This is a genomic window from Xanthomonas sp., assembly GCF_017163755.1.
In the GTDB taxonomy this organism is placed as follows: domain Bacteria; phylum Pseudomonadota; class Gammaproteobacteria; order Xanthomonadales; family Xanthomonadaceae; genus Xanthomonas_A.
In genome coordinates this window covers 19,100-40,834 of record NZ_JAFIWC010000023.1, presented here as the reverse complement: position 1 = coordinate 40,834, position 21,735 = coordinate 19,100, and the positions used below count along the sequence as shown (strand labels likewise).

The window sequence follows — 21,735 nt, the reverse complement described above, 5'->3', positions numbered from 1 at the left end:
GCCAGGGTGGCAAAGCCGGCCGAGCCGGCAAAGGCGACGAAGCCAGCCAGGGCGACCAAGGCGACCAAGGCGCACAGGCCGGCAAGGAACCGCTGAGCCGCATTGCATGCGCGTGCGCAATCGGCGGCCCACGGCGGCGGTCGCGCGCCGCGCTGCCTATACTCCGGCGAGCGCCGCCGCACGCCGTGCGCCACGCTTCGCTTGCCAGGCTGTCCCGGATCTCCTTTCGCCACCTGCCGGAGTCGCCGTCCATGAACCTGCTCGTCATTGCATTGTTGATCGGCATCGTCGCGGGCCTGCGCGCGATGACCGCGCCGGCCGTGGTCAGCTGGGCCGCCAGCCTGGGCGTGCTGCCGCTGGTCGGCACGCCGCTGGCGTGGCTGGGCTGGCGTTTCACGCCGTGGATCGTCTCGCTGCTGGCGGTGGCCGAACTGGTCACCGACCAGCTGCCGAACACGCCCAGCCGCAAGGTGCCGCTGCAGTTCGGCACCCGCGTCGCGATGGGCGGCCTGTGCGGCGCGGCGGTGGGGCTGGCCGGCGGGCTGTGGGTGGCGGCGATGGTCGCCGGCGCGCTGGGCGCGGTGCTCGGCACCCTCGGCGGCGCCGCGGCGCGCGCGGCGCTGGCGCGGCGCTTCGGTCGCGACCGGCCCGCGGCCCTGCTCGAGGACGCGGCGGCGATCGGCCTGGGCGTGCTGGCGATGGCGCTGCTGCGATGAGCGAGGCCTTCGATGCGATCGTGGTCGGCGCCGGGCAGGCCGGGCCGTCGCTGGTCGGGCGGCTGGCCGCGGCCGGCATGCGCGTGGCGCTGGTGGAGCGGCACCTGCTCGGCGGCACCTGCGTCAACACCGGCTGCATGCCGACCAAGACCCTGGTCGCCAGCGCGCGCGTGGCGCACCTGGCGCGGCGCGCCGCCGACTACGGCGTGCAGCTGCAGGGCGAGGTCGGCATCGACATCGCGCGGGTGATGGCGCGCGCGCATGCGGTGACCGACAGCGCGCGCGGCAACCTGCAGGCCTGGCTCGACGGCATGGCGGGGGCCACCGTGCTGCAGGGCCACGCCCGCTTCGAGGCGCCGGACGTGTTGCGCGTGGGCGAGCGGCGCATCGCCGCGCCGCGGATCTTCCTCAACGTCGGCGGGCGCGCGCACGTGCCGGCGCTGCCGGGCGTGGACCGCATCGACTACCTGACCAACGTGTCGATCCTGCAGCTGCGCGAGGTGCCGCGGCATCTGGCGGTGATCGGCGGCAGCTACATCGGCCTGGAGTTCGCGCAGATCTTCCGCCGCCTGGGCGCGCAGGTCACCGTGGTCGAGCAGCAGTCGCGGCTGATCGCACGCGAGGACGAGGACGTGTCCGCCTGCATCCGCCAGGTGCTGGAAGGCGAGGGCGTGGCCGTGCGCACCGACGCCAGGTGCATCGCCTTCGCGCCGCATGCGCAGGGCGCGGCGGTGCAGGTGGACTGCACCCAGGGCGCGCCGGAAGTGGTCGCCAGCCACGTGCTGCTGGCGATGGGGCGCCGTCCCAACACCGACGACCTGGGCCTGGCCCAGGCCGGGATCGCCACCGACGCGCGCGGCTACATCGTGGTGGACGAGCAGTTGGCCACCAATGTGCCCGGCGTGTGGGCGCTGGGCGACTGCAACGGCCGCGGCGCGTTCACCCACACCGCCTACAACGACTACGAGATCGTCGCCGCCAACCTGCTCGACGGCGGCCGCCGCATGCTGTCGCAGCGCGTGCCCGGCTATGCGCTGTACACCGATCCGCCGCTGGGGCGGGTCGGCATGACCGAGGCGCAGGCGCGCGCCAGCGGCCGTCCGCTGCTCGTCGCCAAGCGGCCGATGACGCAGGTGGGGCGCGCGCGCGAGAACGGCGAGACCGCCGGCTTCATGAAGCTGGTGGCCGATGCGCAGACCCGGCGCATCCTCGGCGCGGCGATCCTGGGCATCAACGGCGACGAGGCGATCCACGGCGTGCTCGACCTGATCAACGCCGACCAGCCGCTGGAGACGCTGCAATGGGCGGTGCCGATCCATCCGACCGTGTCCGAGTTGTGGCCGAGCGTGGTGGGGGCGCTGGAGCCGGGACCGGGGACCGGGGACCAGGGACCGGACTAGGAGGACCTGTCGGGACTCGTTGAAACGCCACCGTGTGCCGCGCCTTGCGCATCTCATAAAACCGACGAGCATTTCCGGTCCCCGGTCCCCGGTCCCCGCGCCGCGCCATGTCATACATCCGTAACCCAACTGACGCAAAGTGGCGCGCCGGGACCTCCGCATCCGCGCCCGCGCTCACCGCTACGGAAGACATCGCATGAAGTACATCGTGGGCTCGCTGCTGTTGCTGGGGTCGCTGCTGGTTGCCGCGCCGGTGCGCGCGCAGGCCGGCTACGTGGAGATCGAACGCCGCTTGAGTCCGGAGCAGCTGCGCGAGGTGGGGCTGTCGCCGGCCCAGCTGGCCACGCTCAACCGCCTGCTGCGCGAGGCCGATGCGCGGCAGCCGCCCGCCGCGCCGGTGGCGGCGCCGCGTAACGCGCCCGCGGGCGCCGGCGTCGAGGAACCGGCCGAGAACGGCATGCTGATCGGCCTCAGCGACGGCCCGATCGGCAGCCGCGTGCGCGGCGAGGTCGCCGGCTGGGCGCCGGGCACGGTGTTCGACCTGGAAAATGGCCAGCAATGGAAGGTGCTCAAGGGCAGCATGACGCTGCGCAAGCCGCTGTCCTCGCCGCCGATCAAGGTGATCCCGGGCATCGCCGGGCGCTGGTTCCTGCAGGTGGACGAAGACATGCCGAAGGCGCGCGTCTACCGGATCCGCTGAGCCGCCCGCGCCGCGCGGCGGCGTCTCTGGCAGCGCGCCGGCAACGCGTGCGGGCGTGCCCGCCGCCGCACCGCACGCGCGGCAGATTCTTCAGCCCTGGCCGCCGCGCAGGCGCAGGGTCAGCCCCTTGAGGAAATTGCGCAGCAGCTGGTCGCCGCACAGGCGGAAGTTCTTGTGCTCCGGCTGCCGGAACAGCGCCGACAGCTCGGGCTTGGATACCGGGAAGCCGGCATCGGCGAAGATCTGGTGCATGTCCACGTCCTTGAGCTGGAACGCTACGCGCAGCTTCTTCAGCACCACGTTGTTGGTCACGCGCGGCTCGACCGGGCGCGGCGGCAGGCTGTCGTCGCGGCCGCGGAAGTGGAACACCAGCCCGTCGAGGAAGTGCGCAAGCACGCGGTCGCTGCATTCGACGAAGCCGTCCTCGTCTTCCTTCTTCAGGTAGGCCGGCACCTGCGCCTTGTCCAGCGGGAACGCCGGGTCGGCGAGCTGCACGATCTCGACGATCTTCTGGTCGCTCAGGTCGAGCATGTAGCGGATGCTGCGCAGTACGTCGTTGTTGATCATCGCCGGTCCGGTGCTGCCGGGCGGGGGCTCGGCTGGCGCCCATTCTAGCTTTCGGCGCCGCGCGCGTTTGCATAACGCCGCGCATGCGCCATCATCGGCGCATGGAAACGACGACGCAAAAGGCGCTGGGCGCGGGCGTGGCCCTCAATCCGCGGCAGGAGCAGCTGGTCGCGCTGGTGCGGCAGCAGGGCTTCGCCGAAGTGGAGGGGCTGGCCACGCGCTTCGACGTCACCCCGCAGACCATCCGCCGCGACCTGGTGCTGCTGTGCGACGCCGGGCTGCTGCGCCGCTACCACGGCGGGGTGAGCCTGCCGACCTCCAGCGTGGAGAACCTGGCCTACGCGGCGCGCAAGTCGCTGCAGGCGCGCGAGAAGCGCCGCATCGCCGCGCTGCTGGCGCAGCACATCCCCGACGACGCCTCGCTGTTCATCAACATCGGCACCACCAACGAGGACGTGGCGCGCGCGCTGATGGGCCACAGCGGGCTGCGGGTGATCACCAATAACCTCAACGTGGCGGTGATGATGAGCGCCAATCCCAGCTTCGAGGTGATGGTGGCCGGCGGGCTGGTGCGCGGCCGCGACCAGGGCGTGACCGGCGAGGCGACGATCGAGCTGATCCGCCAGTTCAAGGTGGACTTCGGCGTGATCGGCATTTCCGGCATCGACCCGGACGGCACCCTGCTGGACTTCGATTTCCACGAGGTGCGGGTGGCGCAGGCGATCATCGAGCATTCGCGCCAGGTATTCCTGGCCGCCGACCACAGCAAGCTGGGGCGCAATGCGATGGTCCGGCTGGGGTCGATCTCGCGGGTGCAGGCCTGGTTCACCGACCGCGCGCCGCCGCCCGAGCTGGCCGCGGTGCTGGACGAGGGCGGCACCCGGGTCTACGTGGCCGAGGCCGACCCGGACGAGGACGCCGCGGCGCGATAGCGGCTTGGGGCCGGTCGCGTGAGGGCCTCGCGGTCGAAGATATGCCGGGCTGGCGCGCAGCACGCACGCGCGTTGGTCGCTTCCTGCCGCCCACACCGGCGCTGCGTTGGCGCATGTGCGTTTATGAGCGTTGTTGATCGTATTTTCCGGATTTTTCACGGAACGCTAGCGCTGCGCCGACTCTGATGCGCCGTGGCGTGTCCTTTCTTCAGCCGGCTGAACCCCATCTGCCCGCGGCAAGCAAGAAATCCGCCACTTCACAGCCACGCTGCAGTGCAGCGTGCTATGTTCGAAAATGTTCGTTTATGATCTTTCGCGTCGTCGGCCTGTAGCCGTCGGACGCGCAGGCAAGGCATTCCGGAGGCGGCAAAGTGGCGGAAATCTACGACGTGCTGGTGGTGGGCGGCGGCATCAACGGGGTGGGCATCGCCCGCGACGCGGTCGGGCGCGGGCTGTCGGTGTGCCTGTGCGAGCGCGACGACCTGGCCTCGCACACCTCCAGCGCCAGCACCAAGCTGATCCATGGCGGGCTGCGCTACCTGGAGCAGTACGAGTTCGCCCTGGTCGGCAAGGCCCTGGCCGAGCGCGAGGTGCTGCTGCGCCTGGCGCCGCACATCATCTGGCCGCTGCGCTTCCTGCTGCCGCACCAGCCGCACCTGCGCCCGGCGTGGATGATCCGCACCGGCCTGTTCCTGTACGACCACCTGGGCCGCGGCCGCCGCACCCTGCCCGGTTCGCGGCGCCTGGCGCTGCGCTCGGACCCGGTCGGCGCGCCGTTGCGCGAGGAATTCCGCACCGGCTTCGTCTACTCCGACGCCTGGGTGCAGGACGCGCGGCTGGTGGTGCTCAACGCGATGGACGCCGCGCAGCGCGGCGCGAAGATCCTCACCCGCACGCGTTGCGTCGGTGCGCGGCGGCAGGCCGAGCTGTGGCACGCCGAACTGGAGCGGGCCGACGGCGTCCGCGTGCAGGTGCAGGCCCGCGCGCTGGTCAATGCCGCCGGGCCGTGGGCGGTGCAGTTCCTCGACGACGTGGCCCAGGTCGGCCACGACCATGCGCTGCGCCTGGTCAAGGGCAGCCACATCGTGGTGCCGCGGCTGTTCGACCACGACCACGCCTACATCTTCCAGCAACCTGACCGGCGCATCGTGTTCGCCATTCCCTACGAACACGACTTCACCCTGATCGGCACCACCGACGTGGACTACCGCGACGATCCGTCGGCGCCGAAGATCGACGCCGACGAGACGCGCTACCTGTGCGAGGCGGCGAACCGCTACTTCATCAAGCAGATCGCGCCGGCCGACGTGGTGTGGAGCTACAGCGGCGTGCGCCCGCTGCTCGACGACGAGGAAGACAATGCCGCCGAGGTCACCCGCGACTACCTGCTCGAACTCGATGCGAAGGGCGGCGCGGCGTTGCTCAACGTGTTCGGCGGCAAGCTCACCACCTACCGCCGGCTGGCCGAGGAGGCGGTGGACCGGCTCGCCGCGCAACTCGGACGCAAGGCGCCGGCGTGGACCGCGCACGGCGCCGCGCTGCCCGGCGGCGAGCGCCGCGACATCGACGCGCTGGCCCGCGAACTGCGCGCGGCGCGGCCGTGGCTGGCCGAGGCGAGCGCGGCGCGCCTGGCGCGCAACTACGGCACCCGCGCCGAAGCGCTGCTCGCCGGCGCGGCGTCGCTGGCCGACCTGGGCGAGCACTTCGGCGCCGACCTGTACCAGGCCGAGGTGGACTACCTGCGCGCGCACGAATGGGTGACCCGCGCCGAGGATCTGCTGTGGCGGCGCAGCAAGCTCGGCCTGCGCGTGGACGTGGCCGGCCGCCAGCGCCTGGAAGAGTACCTGCGCACGGCGACGCCGCAGGCGGCGCCGGCATGAACGGCATTGCGCGTGGCGGCCGGAGGGCGCACGCGCGGTAGTGGTTAGGCAACACGCAGCGGCCGCCGGCTCGGGGCCGCATCCTGGATCAACCGTGGAGGGCAACCGGTATGACGATCGAATCGAGCAGGCTGAAGAACCCGGCAGGCGCCGCCTGCACGCAACGGCCGGAGACAACGGCATGAACCGCCAGCTGCTTGGCGAACTGATCTCCGAGGCGATCGCGATGCTGATCATCATCGCCTTCGGCGACTCGGTGGCGGCGATGTACATCCTCTACGACCCCAGTCCCTACCAGAACGCCTACTGGGGCGTGTGCATCGCCTGGGGCCTGGCGGTGACGATCGCCATCTACGTCACCGGCTCGGTGTCCGGCACCCACGCCAACCCGGCGGTGACGCTGGCGCTGGCGCTGTTCCGCGGCTTTTCGTGGAAGAAGGTGCTGCCGTACTGGATCGCGCAGGTGATCGGCGCCTTCCTCGGCGCGGTGATCGTGTACCAGCTGTACGGGCCGGTCATCGACCACTTCAACCAGGCCCAGCAACTGACGCGCGAGGCGGGCGGCGCGGCCGGCGTGTTCTTCACCTCGCCCGGGCTGGCGGTCACGCCGATGCACGCGCTGGGCGACCAGGTGATCCTGACCGCGTTCCTGGTGTTCGGCATCTTCGCCATCACCGAGCGCTACAACGAGTCCGCGCCCACCGCCAATTCCGGCGCGTTGATCATCGGCCTGCTGGTGGCCACGATCGGCGCCTCGATGGGCTACCTGGAAGCCTGGGCGATCAACCCGGCGCGCGACTTCGGCCCGCGCCTGTTCGCCTTCCTCGCCGGCTGGGGCCCCTCGGCGCTGCCCGGCAAGGACGGCTACTGGTGGATTCCCATCGTCGGCCCGCTGCTCGGGGGCGTGGTCGGCGCGGCGGCCTACCAGTGGCTGATCTATCCGTTCCTGCCGGCACGGGTGAAGGCGCTGGAACTGGAGCGCACGCAGCGCGCCGCCGGGCAGCAGGACGCCTCCATCCGTTGAGCAACCGGCCGCCGGCGCGCGTTCGCGCCGCGGCGGCCTTCGCCCCTGTTTCGGCGCCCGCGCAGCGCGGCGCCCCCACGAGGAAGCACCGATGGACAAGCAATTCATCCTGGCGATCGACCAGGGCACCACCAGTTCGCGCGCGATCCTGTTCGACCGCAAGGGCCAGATCGCCGGCATGGCGCAGCGCGAGTTCGGGCAGATCTTCCCGCAGCCGGGCTGGGTCGAGCACAACCCGCGCGAGATCATGACCAGCGTGTACACCACGATCACCGAGCTGCTCAACAACCAGCAGGTGGACGCGCGCGCGATCGCCGGCATCGGCATCACCAACCAGCGCGAGACCGCGGTGGTGTGGGACCGCGCCACCGGCCAGCCGATCTACAACGCCATCGTCTGGCAGTCGCGGCAGACCAAGGACATCTGCGAACAGCTGCAGACCGACGGCCACGCCGACATGGTGCGGGCCAAGACCGGGCTGCTGATCGACGCGTATTTCTCCGGCACCAAGGTCAAGTGGATCCTCGACCACGTCGAGGGCGCGCGCGAGCGCGCGCAGCGCGGCGAGCTGGCGTTCGGCACCATCGACAGCTGGCTGATCTGGAACCTCACCGGCGGCAAGGTGCACGTCACCGACTACACCAACGCCTCGCGCACGCTGATGTACAACATCCACGAGCTGCGCTGGGACGACGAACTGCTGGCGATGCTCGACGTGCCCAAGTCGATGCTGCCGGAGGTGCGTTCCTCCAGCGAGATCTACGGCCACACCCAGGGCCAGTACTTCTACGGCCACGAAGTGCCGATCGCCGGCGTCGCCGGCGACCAGCAGGCGGCGCTGTTCGGCCAGGCCTGCTTCGAGCCGGGCATGGCCAAGAACACCTACGGCACCGGCTGCTTCATGCTGATGAACACCGGCGAGAAGGCGGTGGCGTCGGACAACGGGCTGCTCACCACCATCGCCTGGGGCGTGGACGGCAAGGTCGAGTACGCGCTGGAAGGGGCGATCTTCGTCGCCGGCTCGGTGGTGCAGTGGCTGCGCGACGGCCTGCGCATGTTCGGCAAGGCCAGCGACTCGCAGGCCTACGCCGAGCGCGCCGGCGACAACGACGGGGTGTACTTCGTGCCGGCCTTCGTCGGCCTGGGCGCGCCGTATTGGCGCAGCGACATCCGCGGCGCGGTGTTCGGCCTGACCCGTGGCACCACCAAGGAGCATTTCGTGCGCGCGGCGATCGAATCGATGGCCTACCAGACCCGCGACGTGCTGACCGCGATGCAGGTCGATTCGGGCATCGAGCTGAAGGAGCTGCGCGCCGACGGCGGCGCGATCAGCAACGACTTCATGGCCCAGTTCCAGAGCGACATCCTCGACGTGCCGGTGCTGCGCCCGCAGGTGGCCGAAACCACCGCGCTGGGCGCCGCGTACCTGGCCGGGCTGGCCACCGGGTTCTGGTCCAGCCGCGAGGAGATCGCGCAGCAGTGGGCGGTGGACCGCCGCTTCGAGCCGGACATGCCGGCCGAGCGCCGCGAGGCGCTGTACGCGGGCTGGAAGCAGGCGGTGGAAGCGACGATGGGTTTTCGCATCCGCTGACAGCGATGCTTCCCGCTTCCTGTAGGAGCGGCTTCAGCCGCGACCGCGGCTTTACCGGTAATGCCCGGGTCGCGGCTGAAGCCGCTCCTACAAGGAAGGCTGAGGCGAGCGCTACACGTACTGTGTCGGCCCGCGCGGACCGGGTACCGGCGCGTCGACATCGCCGACCGGGTCGCTGATCGGTGGAATGGTCGGGTCGATCGGCTGGTCGGGAATCGGATCCACGCCGGGAGACGATGGGCCTCGCATTCGATGCTTCCTGTAGGAGCGGCTTCAGCCGCGACCGCGGGGCTTTTACCGAACATGCCGGTCGCGGCTGAAGCCGCTCCTACAGGGAAGGCTGAGGCCGAGCGCTATACGTACTGCGTCGGCCCGCGCGGACCGGGTACCGGCGCGTCGACATCGCCGACCGGGTCGCTGATCGGCGGAATGGTCGGGTCGATCGGCTGGTCGGGAATCGGATCCACCGGCCGGTCCGGTGTCGGGTCCACGCCGGGGTTGGGGACCTGGCCCGGCACCTGGTCCGGCGGCCGCTGCGGGTCCTGTCCTGGGTTGGGATTGTGCATCTGCATGGGCGTCTCGCGATTCTGGGCCAGGGCGTACCGTGCGCGCCGCGGCGGACGCGGCACGTGAAGCCAACGGCAAGGGCGGATGAAGAACGCCGCCGCCGCACGCCATCGACGTGGCGCGGCGCGCACGCACCCGTGCCGTTACGTGTGCATCGATCATCGACGATGGCGATTGCTCGACGCCGGCGGCGTATTCGCCGATGGCGCACCACGTCATGCCGCACGGTACGGTATCGTCGCGCCGACGAAGCCGACGAAGCCGACGAAGCCGACGAAGCCGACGAAGCCGACGAAGCCGGCGCAGCGGTGAGCGCATGCTCCGCCGGCGCGGTGCTCAGGCCGGCTGCCGCAGTCCGTTGGCCGCCGGCGGCAGGCAGCAGGCGGCAGGCGGCAGGCGAAGCATCGCGACCGCCGCGCTCAACTCGCCGGCCTCCCTCTGTCGATCGGGGAGTCTCTCTGGTCTATCGATCCGCCGCCGTGGCGCTGACGGCGCGCGCCGCCGACGCCTGTCGGAAGCCTTGCTGGCCAACCTGCCCGGGTGGGGGCAGGTGCGCACGCTGCGCGGCGATGCGCCGAGCGAATCCTGGCGGCTGCCGGATCCGGCGGCCGGCATCGGCCGCTGCGCAAGCGCCGCTTCCATTCCAGTCGGCGCGTGACCTGTTCCCCAGCGTCGCAATGCGTCGCATGAAAGCGCACGCGACGCATTGACCGCGGGCGCCGGCTTGCGCAGCCTGCAGTCCGGTCACGGCACAGGACGCTTCCGGCATGGCACGTCGCTTTCCCTGGGTCTGGTTGGGCTTGCTGGGCGCCTGCGCGCTGGTGGCCGTGCTGGCATGGCAGAACCGCCAGCTGCGCGAGGAACGGCAATGGTTCGTCGCGCGCACCACCGAGCCGTACCTGGGCATGTACGTGCCGCAGATCGCGGTGACCGCGCTCGACGGCGCGACCCATGTGCTCGGCACGCCGGCGGCGCAGTTCCAGGTGCTGTACTTCTTCACTCCGAACTGCCCGTACTGCAAGCGCTCGGCGCCCAGCGTGGTGCAGGCCGCGCAGCGCATCGATGCCGAGAGTGGCGGCCGCGCGCAGCTGATCGGGGTGTGCCACTGCGCGCCGGCGCAGGCGCGCCGCTACGCCGCCGAGCACCGCTTCGACTTCCCGGTAGCCACGCTCACCGACCGCCGCGCGCTGATGCTGTTCCGCGCGCGCAACGTGCCGCTGATGCTGGCGCTGGACCGCGACGGCCGCGTGCGCCACGCGCGCGTCGGCGCCTTCGATACCACGGAGCGGGTGCAGGACCTTCTGGCCGCAGTGCGACGCACGGACGCGCCGGCGGCCTTGGCCAATGTCGAGGAGTGAGTGATGAAACAGCGTTGGATGTCGTTGCGTAACGGGATCGTCGCGGCCTTGTTTCTGACCAGCATGGGCTTCGGCGCGATGCAGGCGGTGGCGGGCGATGGCGCGGAGACGAAGGCCGCCTGCAGTGCCTGGGCGTGCCAGCAGGAATGCGCGCCGTTCGGCGGCGACCTGGGGCCCGGCGGACCGGGCCAGCCGCTGCAGTGCTACTGTTGCGGTTGAACGAAGACGGGGCCCGCTGTGGCCCCGTTTTTTTTTCCGTACCCGCGTGATACCGGCCATGCGCGGCCATGCCTACATCGTCTCGCGCGCGTCCCGCACGCGCCAACGCGGTGCGATCGGCGCGCAAGCGCGCCCGGTGCGTTGCCTGGCCTGCGCAGGCATTGAAGTCGCGCGACGCCGGTGCACCGTCCTGACGCCGGGATCGGGCTGCAGTCCCGTAGAAGGCTGCCGCACCGCTTGATATCTGCCGGGCATCCCGTGCAGCCGGATGCAGCCTCCACTGACGGCCTCGTCGAACGCGCACGTCGCCGCCTGGCGTCGACAGTGGAATAGGGTTCCCTGAGATCCAGGTCCGATTAGATCAGGCGCGCACCGGCGCGCCGGCCCTGATCACTTGGCAGATCGCCGACATGATGGTGACGAAGGCGGCCGTTGCGCCGCGGCTGCGGCGATGAGCAGCGGCGCGTCGGTCGTGTCCGACTGTTCGTGGGCCTGCCCCGCTGGCCAGCGCCCCGACCTGCGCCTTGTGGTGGTAGAACGGCGGCAGCCCTCCCATGCAGGCGGGCGGGCGCGGTGAGCCACGTCGCGTCGTGAGCCAGCGGGTACCGGGACGCCGGCGCACGACGCGTTGGCCAGGCCGAGGTGCTCTGCACTGTCGCCAAGGCCCGCACGGCATGTTGCAGTGCAGCGTGTCATGTTCACTCATGATTGCCATATTCATATGCGAACATGCCGGCCTCCGCTGGCTCGTGGACGTGATCGATGCCCAGGCCTTGCCATTGTGTCCCTGCACGCGCGTGCGCTGCCCCTGCCGGCGGCGCGGGAGCGCGGGCATGAGCGCGACGCGGCGCCTGGGCGCCACCGCGGTGCAGCTTTCGCCGCTGGGCTTCGGCGCCGCGCCGATCGGCAACCTGTACGCCGAGGTGGACGACGCCGTGGCGCTGGCCGCGGTCGCCGCCGCGCATGCCGCCGGCATCCGCCACTTCGACACCGCACCCTACTACGGCTACGGCCTCAGCGAGAGCCGGCTCGGCCGCGGCCTGCGCGGCGTGCCGCGCGCCAGCTACACGCTTTCGACCAAGGTCGGCCGCCGCCTGTACGACGACGCCGGTGCCGCGCCGGGCCGCGACGGCTTCGCCGTGGCCGGGCGCCGCGCCGAGTTCGACTACAGCCGCGACGGCGTGCTGCGCGCGTTCGAGTCCAGCCTGCAGCGGCTGGGCACCGACCACGTCGACGTGCTGCTGCTGCACGACATCGGCCGCCTGACCCACGGCGAGCGCCACGAGGCGGTGCTGCGCCAGGCGCTGGACGAGGCGCTGCCGGCGATGGCCGAACTCAAGGCCGCCGGCGCCTGCCGCGCGATCGGCATCGGCGTCAACGAAGAGGACATCGCGGTCGAACTGATGCCGTTGTTCGCGCTGGACTGCGTGATGCTGGCCGGGCGCTACACCCTGCTCGAACAGCACGCGGCGCGGCGCATCATGGACCTGGCGCTGCAGCGCCAGGTCGGCATCCTCGTCGCCGGCCCGTACAGCTCCGGCCTGCTGAGCGATGCGCGCGGCCCCGGCGACACCTACAACTACGCGCCGGTGGACCCGGCCACCTTGCGGCACGCGCAGCGCCTGTTCGCCACGTGCGCGGCGCACGGCGTGGACGTGGGCGCGGCGGCGCTGCAGTTCCCGCTCGCGCACCCGGCGGTCGGCGCGGTGGTGGCCGGCATGCGCACGCCGGACGAGGTGGCCAGCGCCGCGATGCGGCTGCGCGCGCCGCTGCCGGCGGCGCTGTGGCAGGCGCTGCGCGCCGACGGGCTGCTCGACGCGTGGGTGCCCACGCCGTGAGAGTGGTCGATGCGCACCTGCATTTCTGGCACCTGGCGCGCGGCGACTACGACTGGCTGACGCCGGAATTCTCCGCGCTGTACCGCGACTTCGCCCCGCACGACGTGATGGCCGCGCTCGACGCGCACGGCGTGGACGCGGTGATCGCGGTGCAGGCGGCGGCCACCGAGGACGAGACCTGCTACCTGCTGCAGCTGGCGCGCGAACAGCCGCGCATCGCCGGCGTGGTCGGCTGGGTCGATTTCGAGGCCGGCGACGTCGCCGCGCGCATCGCCTCGCTGTGCGACGGCGCCCAGGGCCGGCTCAAGGGCCTGCGCCCGATGGTGCAGGACCTGGCCGATCCGCAGTGGCTGGCGCGGCCGTCGCTGGACGCCGCGTTCGACGCGATGCTGCGCCACGACCTGGCCTTCGATGCGCTGGTGACGCCGCTGCACCTGCCGGCACTGCAGGCGCGCCTGCAACGCCATGGCGCGCTGCGCGTGGTGCTCGACCACGCCGCCAAGCCCGACATCGCCGGCGCCGGCTTCGCCGCGTGGCGCGAGGCGCTGGAGCCGCTGGCGCGGCACGGCAACGTGCTGTGCAAGCTGTCCGGCCTGCTCACCCAGGCCGCGCCCGGCGCTGGCCTGCCCGAACTGGAGCCCTACGTGGCGCAGGTGTTCGCCAGCTTCGGCCCGACCCGGGTGATGTGGGGCAGCGACTGGCCGGTACTGACCGAGCGCGGCGACTACACGCACTGGTTCGAACTGGCGCGCGCGCTGGTCGAGCGCCACGCCGCCGGCCACGAGGCCGCGGTGTTCGCCGGCACCGCGCAGCGTTTCTATCGCCTGCCACAGCCGATCACCTTCAACTGACTGCGGAGTTCGCCCATGACCACGCCACATCGCCGTTTCCGGAGCCGCGCATGAGCGGCCGGCTGCAGGGCAAGCGCTGCCTGATCACCGCCGCCGGTGCCGGCATCGGCCGCGAGAGCGCGCTGGCCTGCGCGCGCGAAGGCGCGCAGGTGCTGGCCACCGACATCGACGCCGCCGCGCTGCAGGCGCTGGCCGCCGAGGCCGGCACGATCGCCACGCAGGCGCTGGACGTCACCGACCCGGCCGCGATCGCCGCGCTGGTCGCGGCGAACGCGCCGTTCGACGTGCTGTTCAACTGCGCCGGCTACGTGCACCAAGGCAGCATCCTGGACTGCGACGAAGCGGCGTGGCGGCGCTCGTTCGCGATCAACGTCGATGCGATGTACTACCTGTGCCAGGCGGTGCTGCCGGGCATGCTGGAACAGGGCCGCGGCAGCATCGTCAACATGTCCTCGGTGGCCTCGAGCATCAAGGGCGTGCAGAACCGCTTCGCCTACGGCGTGACCAAGGCCGCGGTGATCGGACTGAGCAAGGCGATCGCCGCCGACTACGTGGCCAAGGGCATCCGCTGCAACGCGATCTGCCCGGGCACGATCAAGACCCCGTCGCTGGCGCAGCGCGTGCAGGCGCTGGGCGGCGACGAGCAGGCGGTGTGGAAGAGCTTCACCGACCGCCAGCCGATGGGCCGCCTCGGCGACCCGCGTGAGATCGCGCAGCTGGTGGTGTACCTGGCCTCGGACGAGTCGTCGTTCACCACCGGGCAGACCCACATCATCGATGGCGGCTGGTCGAACTGACCGCTGCACTTTCCCCATTGCAAGAGGACACACCATGAAACTGCTGCGTTATGGCGAACCGGGCCGCGAACGTCCGGGCCTGCTGGATGCCGACGGCCGCCTGCGCGACCTGGGCGGGGTGATCGACGACATCGCCGGCGAGCACCTCACCGCCGCCGGGCTGCAGACGCTGCGCGATCTGGACCCGTCCACGCTGCCGCTGGTCGAAGGCGAAGTGCGCTATGGCGCGGCGGTGGGCCGCATCGGCAAGTTCATCTGCGTCGGCCTGAACTACGCCGACCACGCCGCCGAGTCAGGCATGGCGGTGCCGGAGATGCCGATCCTGTTCATGAAGGCCACCACCGCGGTCAGCGGCCCCAACGACACCGTGGTGATCCCGCGCGGCTCGGTCAAGAGCGACTGGGAAGTGGAGCTGGGGGTGGTGATCGGCGACGTGGCGCGCGACGTGAGCGTGGAGGAAGCGATGCAGTACGTCGCCGGCTACGCGGTGATCAACGACCTGTCCGAGCGCGAGTTCCAGCTCGAGCACGGCGGCCAGTGGGTCAAGGGCAAGAGCTGCGACACCTTCGGCCCGATCGGCCCGTGGCTGGTCACCACCGACGAGGTGCCGGAGCCGCAGAACCTGTCGATGTGGCTGGAGGTCAACGGCCATCGCTACCAGAACGGCAACACGCGCACGATGGTGTTCGGCGTGGCCGAGCTGGTCAGCCACATCAGCCGCTACATGACGCTGATGCCGGGCGACGTGATCAGCACCGGCACCCCGCCGGGCGTGGGCCTGGGGCAGAAGCCGCCGGTGTACCTGAAACCCGGCGACGTGATGGAGCTGGAGATCCAGGGCCTGGGCCGGCAGCGGCAGCAGGTCGTGGCCCACCCACGCGACGCACGGTAAAGCTAAAGCCCCTCTCCCCCCGGGAGAGGGGTTGGGGTGAGGGTAGGGGCGAAGCCACCTGGCCATGCACCTGGGCAGGGCAGGGGCGAAGCCGCCCGACCCCGCATCCAGGCACGGTCGGGAGCGAAGCCACCACGCGATCCACCTCATGCGCCACCGGCGGCTGCGCGCCGCGCTTGCAACCGTAGGCGCGCCGGCGTCCGCACCCTCACCCCCAACCCCTCTCCCGGAGGGAGAGGGGCGCTGTGCACTGCATTTTCCTTTTTCTCCATCGCCTCACCGATCAGGATTCCCATGAGCAGAATCGTTGCCCTCGAGACCTTCGACGTGCGTTTCCCCACCTCGCGCGAACTGGACGGTTCCGATGCGATGAATCCCGATCCGGACTACTCGGCCGCCTACCTGCGCCTGCGCACCGATAGCGACGACGGCCTGGCCGGCTACGGTCTGGTGTTCACCATCGGCCGCGGCAACGACGTGCAGAGCGCGGCCATCGCGGCGCTGTCGCACCACGTGGTCGGGCGCGACGTGGACGCGGTGATCGGCGACCTGGGCGGCTTCGCGCGCAGCCTCACCGACGATTCGCAGCTGCGCTGGCTGGGTCCGGAGAAGGGCGTGATGCACATGGCCATCGGCGGGGTGATCAACGCCGCCTGGGACATGGCCGCGCGCCGCGCCGGCAAGCCCTTGTGGCGCTTCATCGCCGAGCTGTCGCCGGAGCAGCTGGTGGCCACCATCGACTTCCGCTACCTGACCGATGCGTTGACCCCGGACGAGGCGCTGGCGATGCTGCGCGCCGCCGAGCCGCAGCGCGCTGCGCGCACGCAGGCGCTGCTCGAGCAGGGCTACCCGGCCTACACCACCTCGCCGGGCTGGCTCGGCTATTCCGACGAGAAGCTGGTGCGCCTGGCCAAGGAGGCGGTGGCCGACGGCTTCCGCACCATCAAGCTCAAGGTCGGCGCCGACGTGCAGGACGACATCCGCCGCTGCCGGCTGGCGCGCGAGGCGATCGGCCCGGACATCGCGATGGCGGTGGACGCCAACCAGCGCTGGGACGTGGGCCCGGCGATCGCGTGGATGCGCCAGCTGGCCGAATTCGGCATCGCCTGGATCGAGGAACCGACCAGCCCCGACGACGTGCTCGGCCACGCCGCGATCCGCCAGGGCATCGCCCCGGTGCCGGTGTCCACCGGCGAGCACACCCAGAACCGGGTGGTGTTCAAGCAGCTGCTGCAGGCCGGTGCGGTGGACCTGATCCAGATCGACGCCGCGCGCGTGGGCGGGGTCAACGAGAACCTGGCGATCCTGCTGCTGGCGGCGAAGTTCGGCGTGCGCGTGTTCCCGCACGCCGGCGGCGTCGGCCTGTGCGAACTGGTGCAGCACCTGGCGATGGCCGACTTCGTCGCCATCACCGGCAAGATGGAGGACCGCGCGATCGAGTTCGTCGACCACCTGCACCAGCACTTCGTCGATCCGGTGCGGATCGAGCGCGGCCGATACCTGGCGCCGACGCTGCCGGGCTTCTCGGCCGAGATGCACGCGCAGTCGGTGACCCAGTTCCTGTATCCGGACGGCCCGTTCTGGCGCGCGGACCTGGCCGCGCAGGCGCAGGCGTAGCATCGCCGCTGCCGGCGCGCGGCCGTCTTGGCGACGGCGCCGCGACGGCACGACGGCTTGGACATCGGCGATGCGTGCGCATCGCCGCCACGGGGAGCGACAGCATGGGACGACCGGTTACCGATCTACGCGAGGCGGCGCGGCGGCGCCTGCCGCGGCTGTTGTTCGACTACATCGACGGCGGCTCGTACGACGAGATCACCATCGCCCGCAACCGCGAGGACCTGAAGGCGATCGCGCTGCGCCAGCGCGTGCTGCGCGACATTTCCTCGCTCACCACCGCCACCACGCTGTTCGGCCAGCCGATGAGCCTGCCGCTGGCGCTGGCGCCGGTCGGCTTCGCCGGCATGTACGCGCGCCGCGGCGAAGTGCAGGCCGCGCGTGCGGCGCATGCGGCGGGCGTGCCGTTCTGCCTGTCCACGCTGAGCATCTGCGCGCTGGAGGAAGTGGTGCGCGACAGCGGCGCGGCGCCGTGGTTCCAGCTGTACATGGTGCGCGACCGCGGCTTCTGCGAGGCGCTGCTGCAGCGGGCCAAGGCGGCCGGCTGCCCGGTGCTGCTGCTGACCGTGGACCTGCCGGTGGCCGGCGCGCGCTACCGCGACCTGCGCTCGGGCATGTCCGGCCCCGGCGGCCTGAAGGGCGCATGCATGCGTGCCTGGCAGGGCGCCACGCATCCGGCCTGGCTGTGGGACGTGCAACTGCATGGCCGCCCGCACGGCTTCGGCAACATCCCGCCGGAGGTGATCGGCGAAGGCGGCGTCGGCGGCTTCGCCGGCTGGATCAAGGCCAACTTCGATCCCACCGTGACCTGGGCCGAGCTGGAATGGCTGCGCGCGCGCTGGGACGGCCCGATCGTGATCAAGGGCATGCTCGACCGCGAGGATGCGCGCCAGGCGCTGGCGGCGGGCGTGGACGGCATCGTGGTGTCCAACCACGGCGGCCGCCAGCTGGACGGCGTGCCGTCGAGCGCGGCGGCGCTGCCGCCGATCGTGGACGAAGTCGGCGGCCGCGTGCCGGTACTGGTCGACGGCGGCATCCGCTCGGGCCTGGACATCCTGCGCATGCTCGCGCTCGGCGCACAGGCCTGCCTGGTCGGCAAGGCCTGGGCCTACGCGCTGGGCGCCGGCGGGCAGGCCGGCGTGGCCGAGATGCTCGGCACGCTGCGCGCGGAACTGGAGGTGGCGATGTCGCTGACCGGCTGCACCGACGTGCGCGAAGCCGGCCGCCATCTGCTGGTGCAACAGCGCCACGCGTGATGCGATTTTTTGCCCGAACGGCGGCCACGGCTGCGGCGGTCGTGGCGGCGCACTCGCCGGGATCGGTACTGCATTTCCGGACTGAAGCCCTCCCGCACCGTCGCCGCATCTGACCGCCGGCTTCGCAGGAGCGGCTTCAGCCGCGACGACCGAAGCGGCAATCGCACCGGCGTCGGCATTGCCTGCCCTGAAGCCCCGTCCCACACCACCGCCACATCCGGCCACAGGTTTGTAGGAGCGGCTTCAGCCGCGACGATCGACGCAGCTATCGCACCGGCATCGCACCGATCCGATACACCGCGCACTCGACGCCAGCAGCAACCGGCCACCGCGAAGCCGCCGATCAAGCCTCGCCGTGCTGGCCTTCCTGCACCGCCAGCGCTTCGCGCAGCGAGAAGATGCGCAACGCCTCGCGCCATTTCTCGCCAGGGGCCGAGCCCGGCAGCGGCTTCTGGAACCGCCACATCAGGTCTTCCCAGGCCTGCACGCGCGGGTTGGCCGCATCGGCGGCGGCCTTGGCGGCGGGCGAATAGTCCTCGTCCACCTCCATCAGCATCACCAGCCGGTCGCCGCAGCGATGGATGTCCAGTTCGCGGATGCCGGCGTCGCGGAGCGAGGCGACGATCTCCGGCCATACCGTGTCGGCGCGATGCCAGCGCTCGTATTCGGCGATCAGCGCCGGGTCGTCGTACAGGTCCAGCACGTAGCAGTGGCGCGGCATCGCTCAGGCTCCGGCAGGCGCGGGGGCGGCGCGCGCGCGCCTGGCCCTTGCCAGCACGTAGCCGGCAAAACCCAGGATCACCGCGAAGCACAGCGCCGGCACCGCCATCGCCCAGTGGATGCCGACCAGGTCCGACACCCAGCCCATCAGCGCGGTCAGCGCCGCGCCGCCGATGATCGACATCACGATCAGCGACGAGCCGAGCTTGCGCGCGTCGTCGCCCAGATCGTCCAGCCCCAGCGCGAAGATGGTCGGGAACATCACCGACATGAACAGGCTGCTGGCGACCAGCGCGTACAGCCCGATCCAGCCCGGCAGCGCGATGGCCACGCCGCACAGCAGCAGGTTGAGCAGCGCGAACACGCCCAGCAGCCGCGCCGGCGCCACGTAGCGCAGCAGCGCGGTGCCGATGAAGCGTCCGGCCATGAACAGCACCAGCGACACGGTGAGGAAACCGGCCGCGGTCTTCTCCGGCGTGCCCGGCACCGCGTCCTGCAGGTAGCGGATCAGGTAGCTCCAGATGCCGACCTGTGCGCCGACGTAGAAGAACTGCGCGACCACCGCGAACACGAAGCGTCCGTTGCGCAGCAGCGGCCCGAAGTAGGCGGTGTCGCCGGCGCCGATGTGCTCGTCGCGGGTGGTCGGAAACCGCGTCAACGCGATCAGCAGCGCCCACAGCACCACCACCGCGCCGATGATCAGGTACGGCGTCTGCACCGCCGCCGATTCGGCGGCGAAGAACGCCTCGCGCGCCGCCGGCGCCATCGCCGCCAGCTGCTGCGGCGTGTGCTCCACGCCCGAGAGGATGAAGTGCTGGCCGATCAGCACGCCAGTGATCGAGCCTAGCGGATTGAACGCCTGCGCAAGGTTCAGGCGCCGCGCCGCACCGTCGGCCGGGCCGAGCACGGTGACCAGCGGGTTGGCGGTGGTCTCCAGGAACGCCAGGCCGCTGGCGATCACGAACAGCGCCAGCAGGAACAGCCCGTAGGTATGCACCTGCGCGGCCGGATAGAACAGGAACGCGCCGGTGGCGTACAGCAGCAGCCCGAGCACCACCGCCGCCTTGTAGCTGTAGCGGCGCATGAACATGCCCGCGGGGATCGCGAACACGAAGTAGCCCAGGTAGAACGCGCTCTGCACCAGCCCCGCCTGCAGGTCGGACAGCTCGAAGGCCTTCTTGAACTGCTTGATCAGGATGTCGTTGAGGTTGTTCGCCATGCCCCAGAGGAAGAACAGGCTGACGATCAGCACCAGCGGCAGGATGGCCGTACGCGCCAGGCTGCCGGGCGCCGCTGTCGCGGTGTCGCTGCTGTAGTGCATGCCGCCTACCCCTCCCAAGGTGTGCCGCGTTGGATTGTCGGCGGAGCGTACTGCGCGCGACCACGCCATGCAAATATAAAATTAGTGTTCATATTTGCATGTCCGCGATGGGCGGCGTCGCTGCACGCACCGGTTGCCCAGCATGCCCGCCAGCTTGCGGCACGACCACGACCACGGGCGCGACCGCGCAGCGACGACACCGCGCCGATCCCGGCGCTCATGCGCCTGTTGCCGCGCCTGTCGCGGAGGGCCTGGCGGGCGAACGCGACCCCGCGTCCCGCGGCGGGCATTCCCTGTACCCTAGCGCCCACCAGAACCACAGGGGCCCCCACAGGATGACCACGCCCGCGCCCAAGTACCGCGCGCCCGCCCTCGACAAGGGCCTGGATATTCTCGAATTGCTGGCGCGCGATGGGCGGCCGATGACGATGAGCGAGATCTCGCAGGGCATCGGCCGCTCGCGCGGCGAGATCTTCCGCATGCTGCAGGTGCTGGAGGAACGCGGCTACCTGACCAAGGGCCCGGGCGAGGGCGGCTACGTGCTGACCAACCGCCTGTTCATGCTCGGCATGCAGCAGCCGCAGGTGCAGAACGTCACCGAGGTGGCGCTGCCGGTGATGCGCCGGCTGGCCGAGGCGATCCGCCAGCCGTGCCATCTGGTGGCGCCGTCGGACGACCAGATCGTGGTGATCGCGCAGATGGACGTGCCCAGCGACCTGGGCCTGGTGGTACGCCCCGGCCATCGCCGTCCGCTGGCCCATTCCACGTCGGGCCTGGTGCTGTTCGCGTTCCAGCACGCCGACGCGCAGGCGCGCCTGCTCGAGCGCCTGGACGCCGGCGACGTGGCCTACGACCGCGAGGCCTTCGTCGCCGCCGCGCGGCAGGTGCACGAGGTGGGCTACAGCATCCACGCCAGCGAGGCGGTGGTCGGCGTGATCGACCTGACCGCGCCGATCCTGCAGCACGGCAGCGCCACCTACACGCTGACCGTGCCCTTCATCGAGCGCCGCCCGCAGCAGATCGACGCGCAGGCGGCGATGCAGGCGGTATGCGATGCCGCCGCCGAGATCACCCGCGCGCTGATGTACAGCCCGCCACGCGGCGGCGCGGGCTAGTAGCGGTTCCGGTCCGTCGCCAGCCTGCGCGGCTCGGCGCAGCGCCGGCCGGCGCCACGGGTCCTGCACCGGTTGCACGCGTGCGCGCCCCCCGCGCAGCGACCAGCGCTCATGCGCACGGAGGTGCAGCAGGCGGCAGCGCCGCGTGCGATGGGAGCGATGGCCAAACCAGCCATGGCCGTGGCAGCAGTCGCCAGGCCTGCGCAAGGCGTACGCATCGAGGGGATGGTCGCGATCATCGACCGCGCCTGGTTTCGCAGCTGGTCGATGCCACGCCCCCACTCATGGAGGCCCGGCGTTTCCAGATCAGTCCAGGCCTGCACGACAGCTACGCGCGGCGCGCCACCGCAGCGACACGATCCAGTCCGGCGACA

The 21,735-nt window shown here is 71.1% G+C and carries 23 protein-coding genes; 18 read left to right on the top strand and 5 right to left on the bottom strand.

Annotation, left to right across the window (positions count from 1 at the left end; genetic code table 11):
• The first annotated feature begins 251 nt into the window (after positions 1–251).
• The 3 genes from JR065_RS15580 (at position 252) to JR065_RS15570 (ending at position 2,816) form a co-directional block, all read left to right on the top strand.
• Entirely contained in the window at positions 252–716 is a 465-nt protein-coding gene (locus tag JR065_RS15580) for a DUF4126 domain-containing protein (RefSeq protein WP_206235217.1), read from the top strand.
• The gene (locus JR065_RS15575; protein WP_206235216.1) at positions 713–2,116 is read left to right on the top strand and encodes an FAD-containing oxidoreductase; all 1,404 of its coding nucleotides are present in this window, start codon (positions 713–715) and stop codon (positions 2,114–2,116) included. Before JR065_RS15580 ends, JR065_RS15575 begins: the two co-directional genes overlap by 4 nt.
• Positions 2,117–2,312: 196 nt before the next feature.
• Positions 2,313–2,816, top strand: a complete 504-nt coding sequence (locus JR065_RS15570) for a hypothetical protein (protein WP_241093661.1) — start codon at positions 2,313–2,315, stop codon at positions 2,814–2,816.
• Between the two features lie 90 nt (positions 2,817–2,906).
• Here JR065_RS15570 and JR065_RS15565 read toward each other — a convergent pair whose 3' ends face one another.
• Complete coding sequence (locus tag JR065_RS15565; RefSeq protein ID WP_206235215.1) at positions 2,907–3,383, bottom strand: DUF1456 family protein; 477 nt, start codon at positions 3,381–3,383, stop codon at positions 2,907–2,909.
• A gap of 83 nt (positions 3,384–3,466) precedes the next feature.
• Here JR065_RS15565 and JR065_RS15560 point away from each other — a divergent pair, with 83 nt between their 5' ends.
• The 4 genes from JR065_RS15560 (at position 3,467) to glpK (ending at position 8,810) form a co-directional block, all read left to right on the top strand.
• The gene (locus tag JR065_RS15560) at positions 3,467–4,315 is read left to right on the top strand and encodes a DeoR/GlpR family DNA-binding transcription regulator (RefSeq protein ID WP_206235214.1); all 849 of its coding nucleotides are present in this window, start codon (positions 3,467–3,469) and stop codon (positions 4,313–4,315) included.
• Between the two features lie 371 nt (positions 4,316–4,686).
• Positions 4,687–6,195, top strand: coding sequence for a glycerol-3-phosphate dehydrogenase (gene glpD, locus JR065_RS15555; RefSeq protein WP_206235213.1), 1,509 nt, complete (start codon positions 4,687–4,689; stop codon positions 6,193–6,195).
• A 181-nt stretch (positions 6,196–6,376) separates the two neighbouring features.
• Positions 6,377–7,219, top strand: a complete 843-nt coding sequence (locus JR065_RS15550) for an MIP/aquaporin family protein (RefSeq protein WP_206235212.1) — start codon at positions 6,377–6,379, stop codon at positions 7,217–7,219.
• A 91-nt stretch (positions 7,220–7,310) separates the two neighbouring features.
• Positions 7,311–8,810 (top strand): glycerol kinase GlpK, encoded by a 1,500-nt coding sequence (gene glpK / locus JR065_RS15545; protein WP_206235211.1) that lies wholly within the window; start codon positions 7,311–7,313, stop codon positions 8,808–8,810.
• 111 nt (positions 8,811–8,921) lie between these two features.
• Here glpK and JR065_RS15540 read toward each other — a convergent pair whose 3' ends face one another.
• Together JR065_RS15540 and JR065_RS15535 are read right to left on the bottom strand one after the other, a co-directional pair.
• A complete protein-coding gene (locus tag JR065_RS15540) occupies positions 8,922–9,059 on the bottom strand; it encodes a hypothetical protein (protein ID WP_206235266.1) in 138 nt (45 codons plus the stop codon).
• Between the two features lie 104 nt (positions 9,060–9,163).
• On the bottom strand, positions 9,164–9,382 hold the full coding sequence (locus JR065_RS15535) for a hypothetical protein (protein WP_206235210.1): 219 nt from the start codon (positions 9,380–9,382) through the stop codon (positions 9,164–9,166).
• A 79-nt stretch (positions 9,383–9,461) separates the two neighbouring features.
• On the opposite strand from JR065_RS15535, the gene JR065_RS15530 reads away from it, so the two are divergent.
• The 10 genes from JR065_RS15530 (at position 9,462) to JR065_RS15485 (ending at position 18,205) form a co-directional block, all read left to right on the top strand.
• Entirely contained in the window at positions 9,462–9,689 is a 228-nt protein-coding gene (locus JR065_RS15530; protein ID WP_206235209.1) for a hypothetical protein, read from the top strand.
• A gap of 208 nt (positions 9,690–9,897) precedes the next feature.
• Entirely contained in the window at positions 9,898–10,035 is a 138-nt protein-coding gene (locus JR065_RS15525; protein WP_206235208.1) for a hypothetical protein, read from the top strand.
• 136 nt (positions 10,036–10,171) lie between these two features.
• Complete coding sequence (locus JR065_RS15520; protein WP_206235261.1) at positions 10,172–10,735, top strand: peroxiredoxin family protein; 564 nt, start codon at positions 10,172–10,174, stop codon at positions 10,733–10,735.
• Positions 10,736–10,738: 3 nt separating this feature from the next.
• A complete protein-coding gene (locus JR065_RS15515) occupies positions 10,739–10,954 on the top strand; it encodes a hypothetical protein (RefSeq protein WP_206235207.1) in 216 nt (71 codons plus the stop codon).
• A gap of 833 nt (positions 10,955–11,787) precedes the next feature.
• Positions 11,788–12,792: an aldo/keto reductase gene (locus JR065_RS15510; protein WP_206235206.1), complete on the top strand. Its 1,005-nt coding sequence runs from the start codon at positions 11,788–11,790 to the stop codon at positions 12,790–12,792.
• Positions 12,789–13,643: an amidohydrolase family protein gene (locus tag JR065_RS15505; protein WP_206235205.1), complete on the top strand. Its 855-nt coding sequence runs from the start codon at positions 12,789–12,791 to the stop codon at positions 13,641–13,643. The genes JR065_RS15510 and JR065_RS15505 overlap by 4 nt, the downstream gene beginning before the upstream one ends.
• Before the next feature lie 50 nt (positions 13,644–13,693).
• Positions 13,694–14,440, top strand: coding sequence for an SDR family oxidoreductase (locus JR065_RS15500; protein WP_206235204.1), 747 nt, complete (start codon positions 13,694–13,696; stop codon positions 14,438–14,440).
• 34 nt (positions 14,441–14,474) lie between these two features.
• The gene (locus JR065_RS15495) at positions 14,475–15,332 is read left to right on the top strand and encodes a fumarylacetoacetate hydrolase family protein (protein WP_206235203.1); all 858 of its coding nucleotides are present in this window, start codon (positions 14,475–14,477) and stop codon (positions 15,330–15,332) included.
• 294 nt (positions 15,333–15,626) lie between these two features.
• Positions 15,627–16,949, top strand: coding sequence for an L-fuconate dehydratase (locus tag JR065_RS15490; RefSeq protein WP_206235202.1), 1,323 nt, complete (start codon positions 15,627–15,629; stop codon positions 16,947–16,949).
• A 104-nt stretch (positions 16,950–17,053) separates the two neighbouring features.
• The gene (locus JR065_RS15485; protein WP_206235201.1) at positions 17,054–18,205 is read left to right on the top strand and encodes an L-lactate dehydrogenase; all 1,152 of its coding nucleotides are present in this window, start codon (positions 17,054–17,056) and stop codon (positions 18,203–18,205) included.
• A 343-nt stretch (positions 18,206–18,548) separates the two neighbouring features.
• On the opposite strand, the gene JR065_RS15480 is transcribed toward JR065_RS15485, so the two are convergent.
• On the bottom strand, positions 18,549–18,926 hold the full coding sequence (locus JR065_RS15480) for an L-rhamnose mutarotase (RefSeq protein WP_206235200.1): 378 nt from the start codon (positions 18,924–18,926) through the stop codon (positions 18,549–18,551).
• Positions 18,927–18,929: 3 nt separating this feature from the next.
• Positions 18,930–20,246 carry an L-fucose:H+ symporter permease gene (fucP, locus tag JR065_RS15475; RefSeq protein WP_206235199.1) on the bottom strand — a complete coding sequence of 439 codons (1,317 nt, stop codon included), beginning with the start codon at positions 20,244–20,246 and terminating at the stop codon, positions 18,930–18,932.
• Positions 20,247–20,581: 335 nt separating this feature from the next.
• On the opposite strand from fucP, the gene JR065_RS15470 reads away from it, so the two are divergent.
• Positions 20,582–21,361, top strand: a complete 780-nt coding sequence (locus tag JR065_RS15470; RefSeq protein ID WP_206235198.1) for an IclR family transcriptional regulator — start codon at positions 20,582–20,584, stop codon at positions 21,359–21,361.
• The last annotated feature ends 374 nt before the right edge of the window (positions 21,362–21,735 follow it).

Excerpts from the sequence above, each read along its gene's own strand:
- JR065_RS15580 (WP_206235217.1), top strand. The coding sequence starts at position 252 with ATGAACCTGCTCGTCATTGCATTGTTGATCGGCATCGTCGCGGGCCTG.
- JR065_RS15575 (WP_206235216.1), top strand. The coding sequence starts at position 713 with ATGAGCGAGGCCTTCGATGCGATCGTGGTCGGCGCCGGGCAGGCCGGG.
- JR065_RS15570 (WP_241093661.1), top strand. The coding sequence starts at position 2,313 with ATGAAGTACATCGTGGGCTCGCTGCTGTTGCTGGGGTCGCTGCTGGTT.
- JR065_RS15565 (WP_206235215.1), bottom strand. The coding sequence starts at position 3,383 with ATGATCAACAACGACGTACTGCGCAGCATCCGCTACATGCTCGACCTG.
- JR065_RS15560 (WP_206235214.1), top strand. The coding sequence starts at position 3,467 with ATGCGCCATCATCGGCGCATGGAAACGACGACGCAAAAGGCGCTGGGC.
- JR065_RS15550 (WP_206235212.1), top strand. The coding sequence starts at position 6,377 with ATGAACCGCCAGCTGCTTGGCGAACTGATCTCCGAGGCGATCGCGATG.
- glpK (WP_206235211.1), top strand. The coding sequence starts at position 7,311 with ATGGACAAGCAATTCATCCTGGCGATCGACCAGGGCACCACCAGTTCG.
- JR065_RS15540 (WP_206235266.1), bottom strand. The coding sequence starts at position 9,059 with ATGCGAGGCCCATCGTCTCCCGGCGTGGATCCGATTCCCGACCAGCCG.
- JR065_RS15535 (WP_206235210.1), bottom strand. The coding sequence starts at position 9,382 with ATGCAGATGCACAATCCCAACCCAGGACAGGACCCGCAGCGGCCGCCG.
- JR065_RS15530 (WP_206235209.1), top strand. The coding sequence starts at position 9,462 with ATGAAGAACGCCGCCGCCGCACGCCATCGACGTGGCGCGGCGCGCACG.
- JR065_RS15515 (WP_206235207.1), top strand. The coding sequence starts at position 10,739 with ATGAAACAGCGTTGGATGTCGTTGCGTAACGGGATCGTCGCGGCCTTG.
- JR065_RS15510 (WP_206235206.1), top strand. The coding sequence starts at position 11,788 with ATGAGCGCGACGCGGCGCCTGGGCGCCACCGCGGTGCAGCTTTCGCCG.
- JR065_RS15500 (WP_206235204.1), top strand. The coding sequence starts at position 13,694 with ATGAGCGGCCGGCTGCAGGGCAAGCGCTGCCTGATCACCGCCGCCGGT.
- JR065_RS15495 (WP_206235203.1), top strand. The coding sequence starts at position 14,475 with ATGAAACTGCTGCGTTATGGCGAACCGGGCCGCGAACGTCCGGGCCTG.
- JR065_RS15490 (WP_206235202.1), top strand. The coding sequence starts at position 15,627 with ATGAGCAGAATCGTTGCCCTCGAGACCTTCGACGTGCGTTTCCCCACC.
- JR065_RS15485 (WP_206235201.1), top strand. The coding sequence starts at position 17,054 with ATGGGACGACCGGTTACCGATCTACGCGAGGCGGCGCGGCGGCGCCTG.
- JR065_RS15480 (WP_206235200.1), bottom strand. The coding sequence starts at position 18,926 with ATGCCGCGCCACTGCTACGTGCTGGACCTGTACGACGACCCGGCGCTG.
- fucP (WP_206235199.1), bottom strand. The coding sequence starts at position 20,246 with ATGCACTACAGCAGCGACACCGCGACAGCGGCGCCCGGCAGCCTGGCG.
- JR065_RS15470 (WP_206235198.1), top strand. The coding sequence starts at position 20,582 with ATGACCACGCCCGCGCCCAAGTACCGCGCGCCCGCCCTCGACAAGGGC.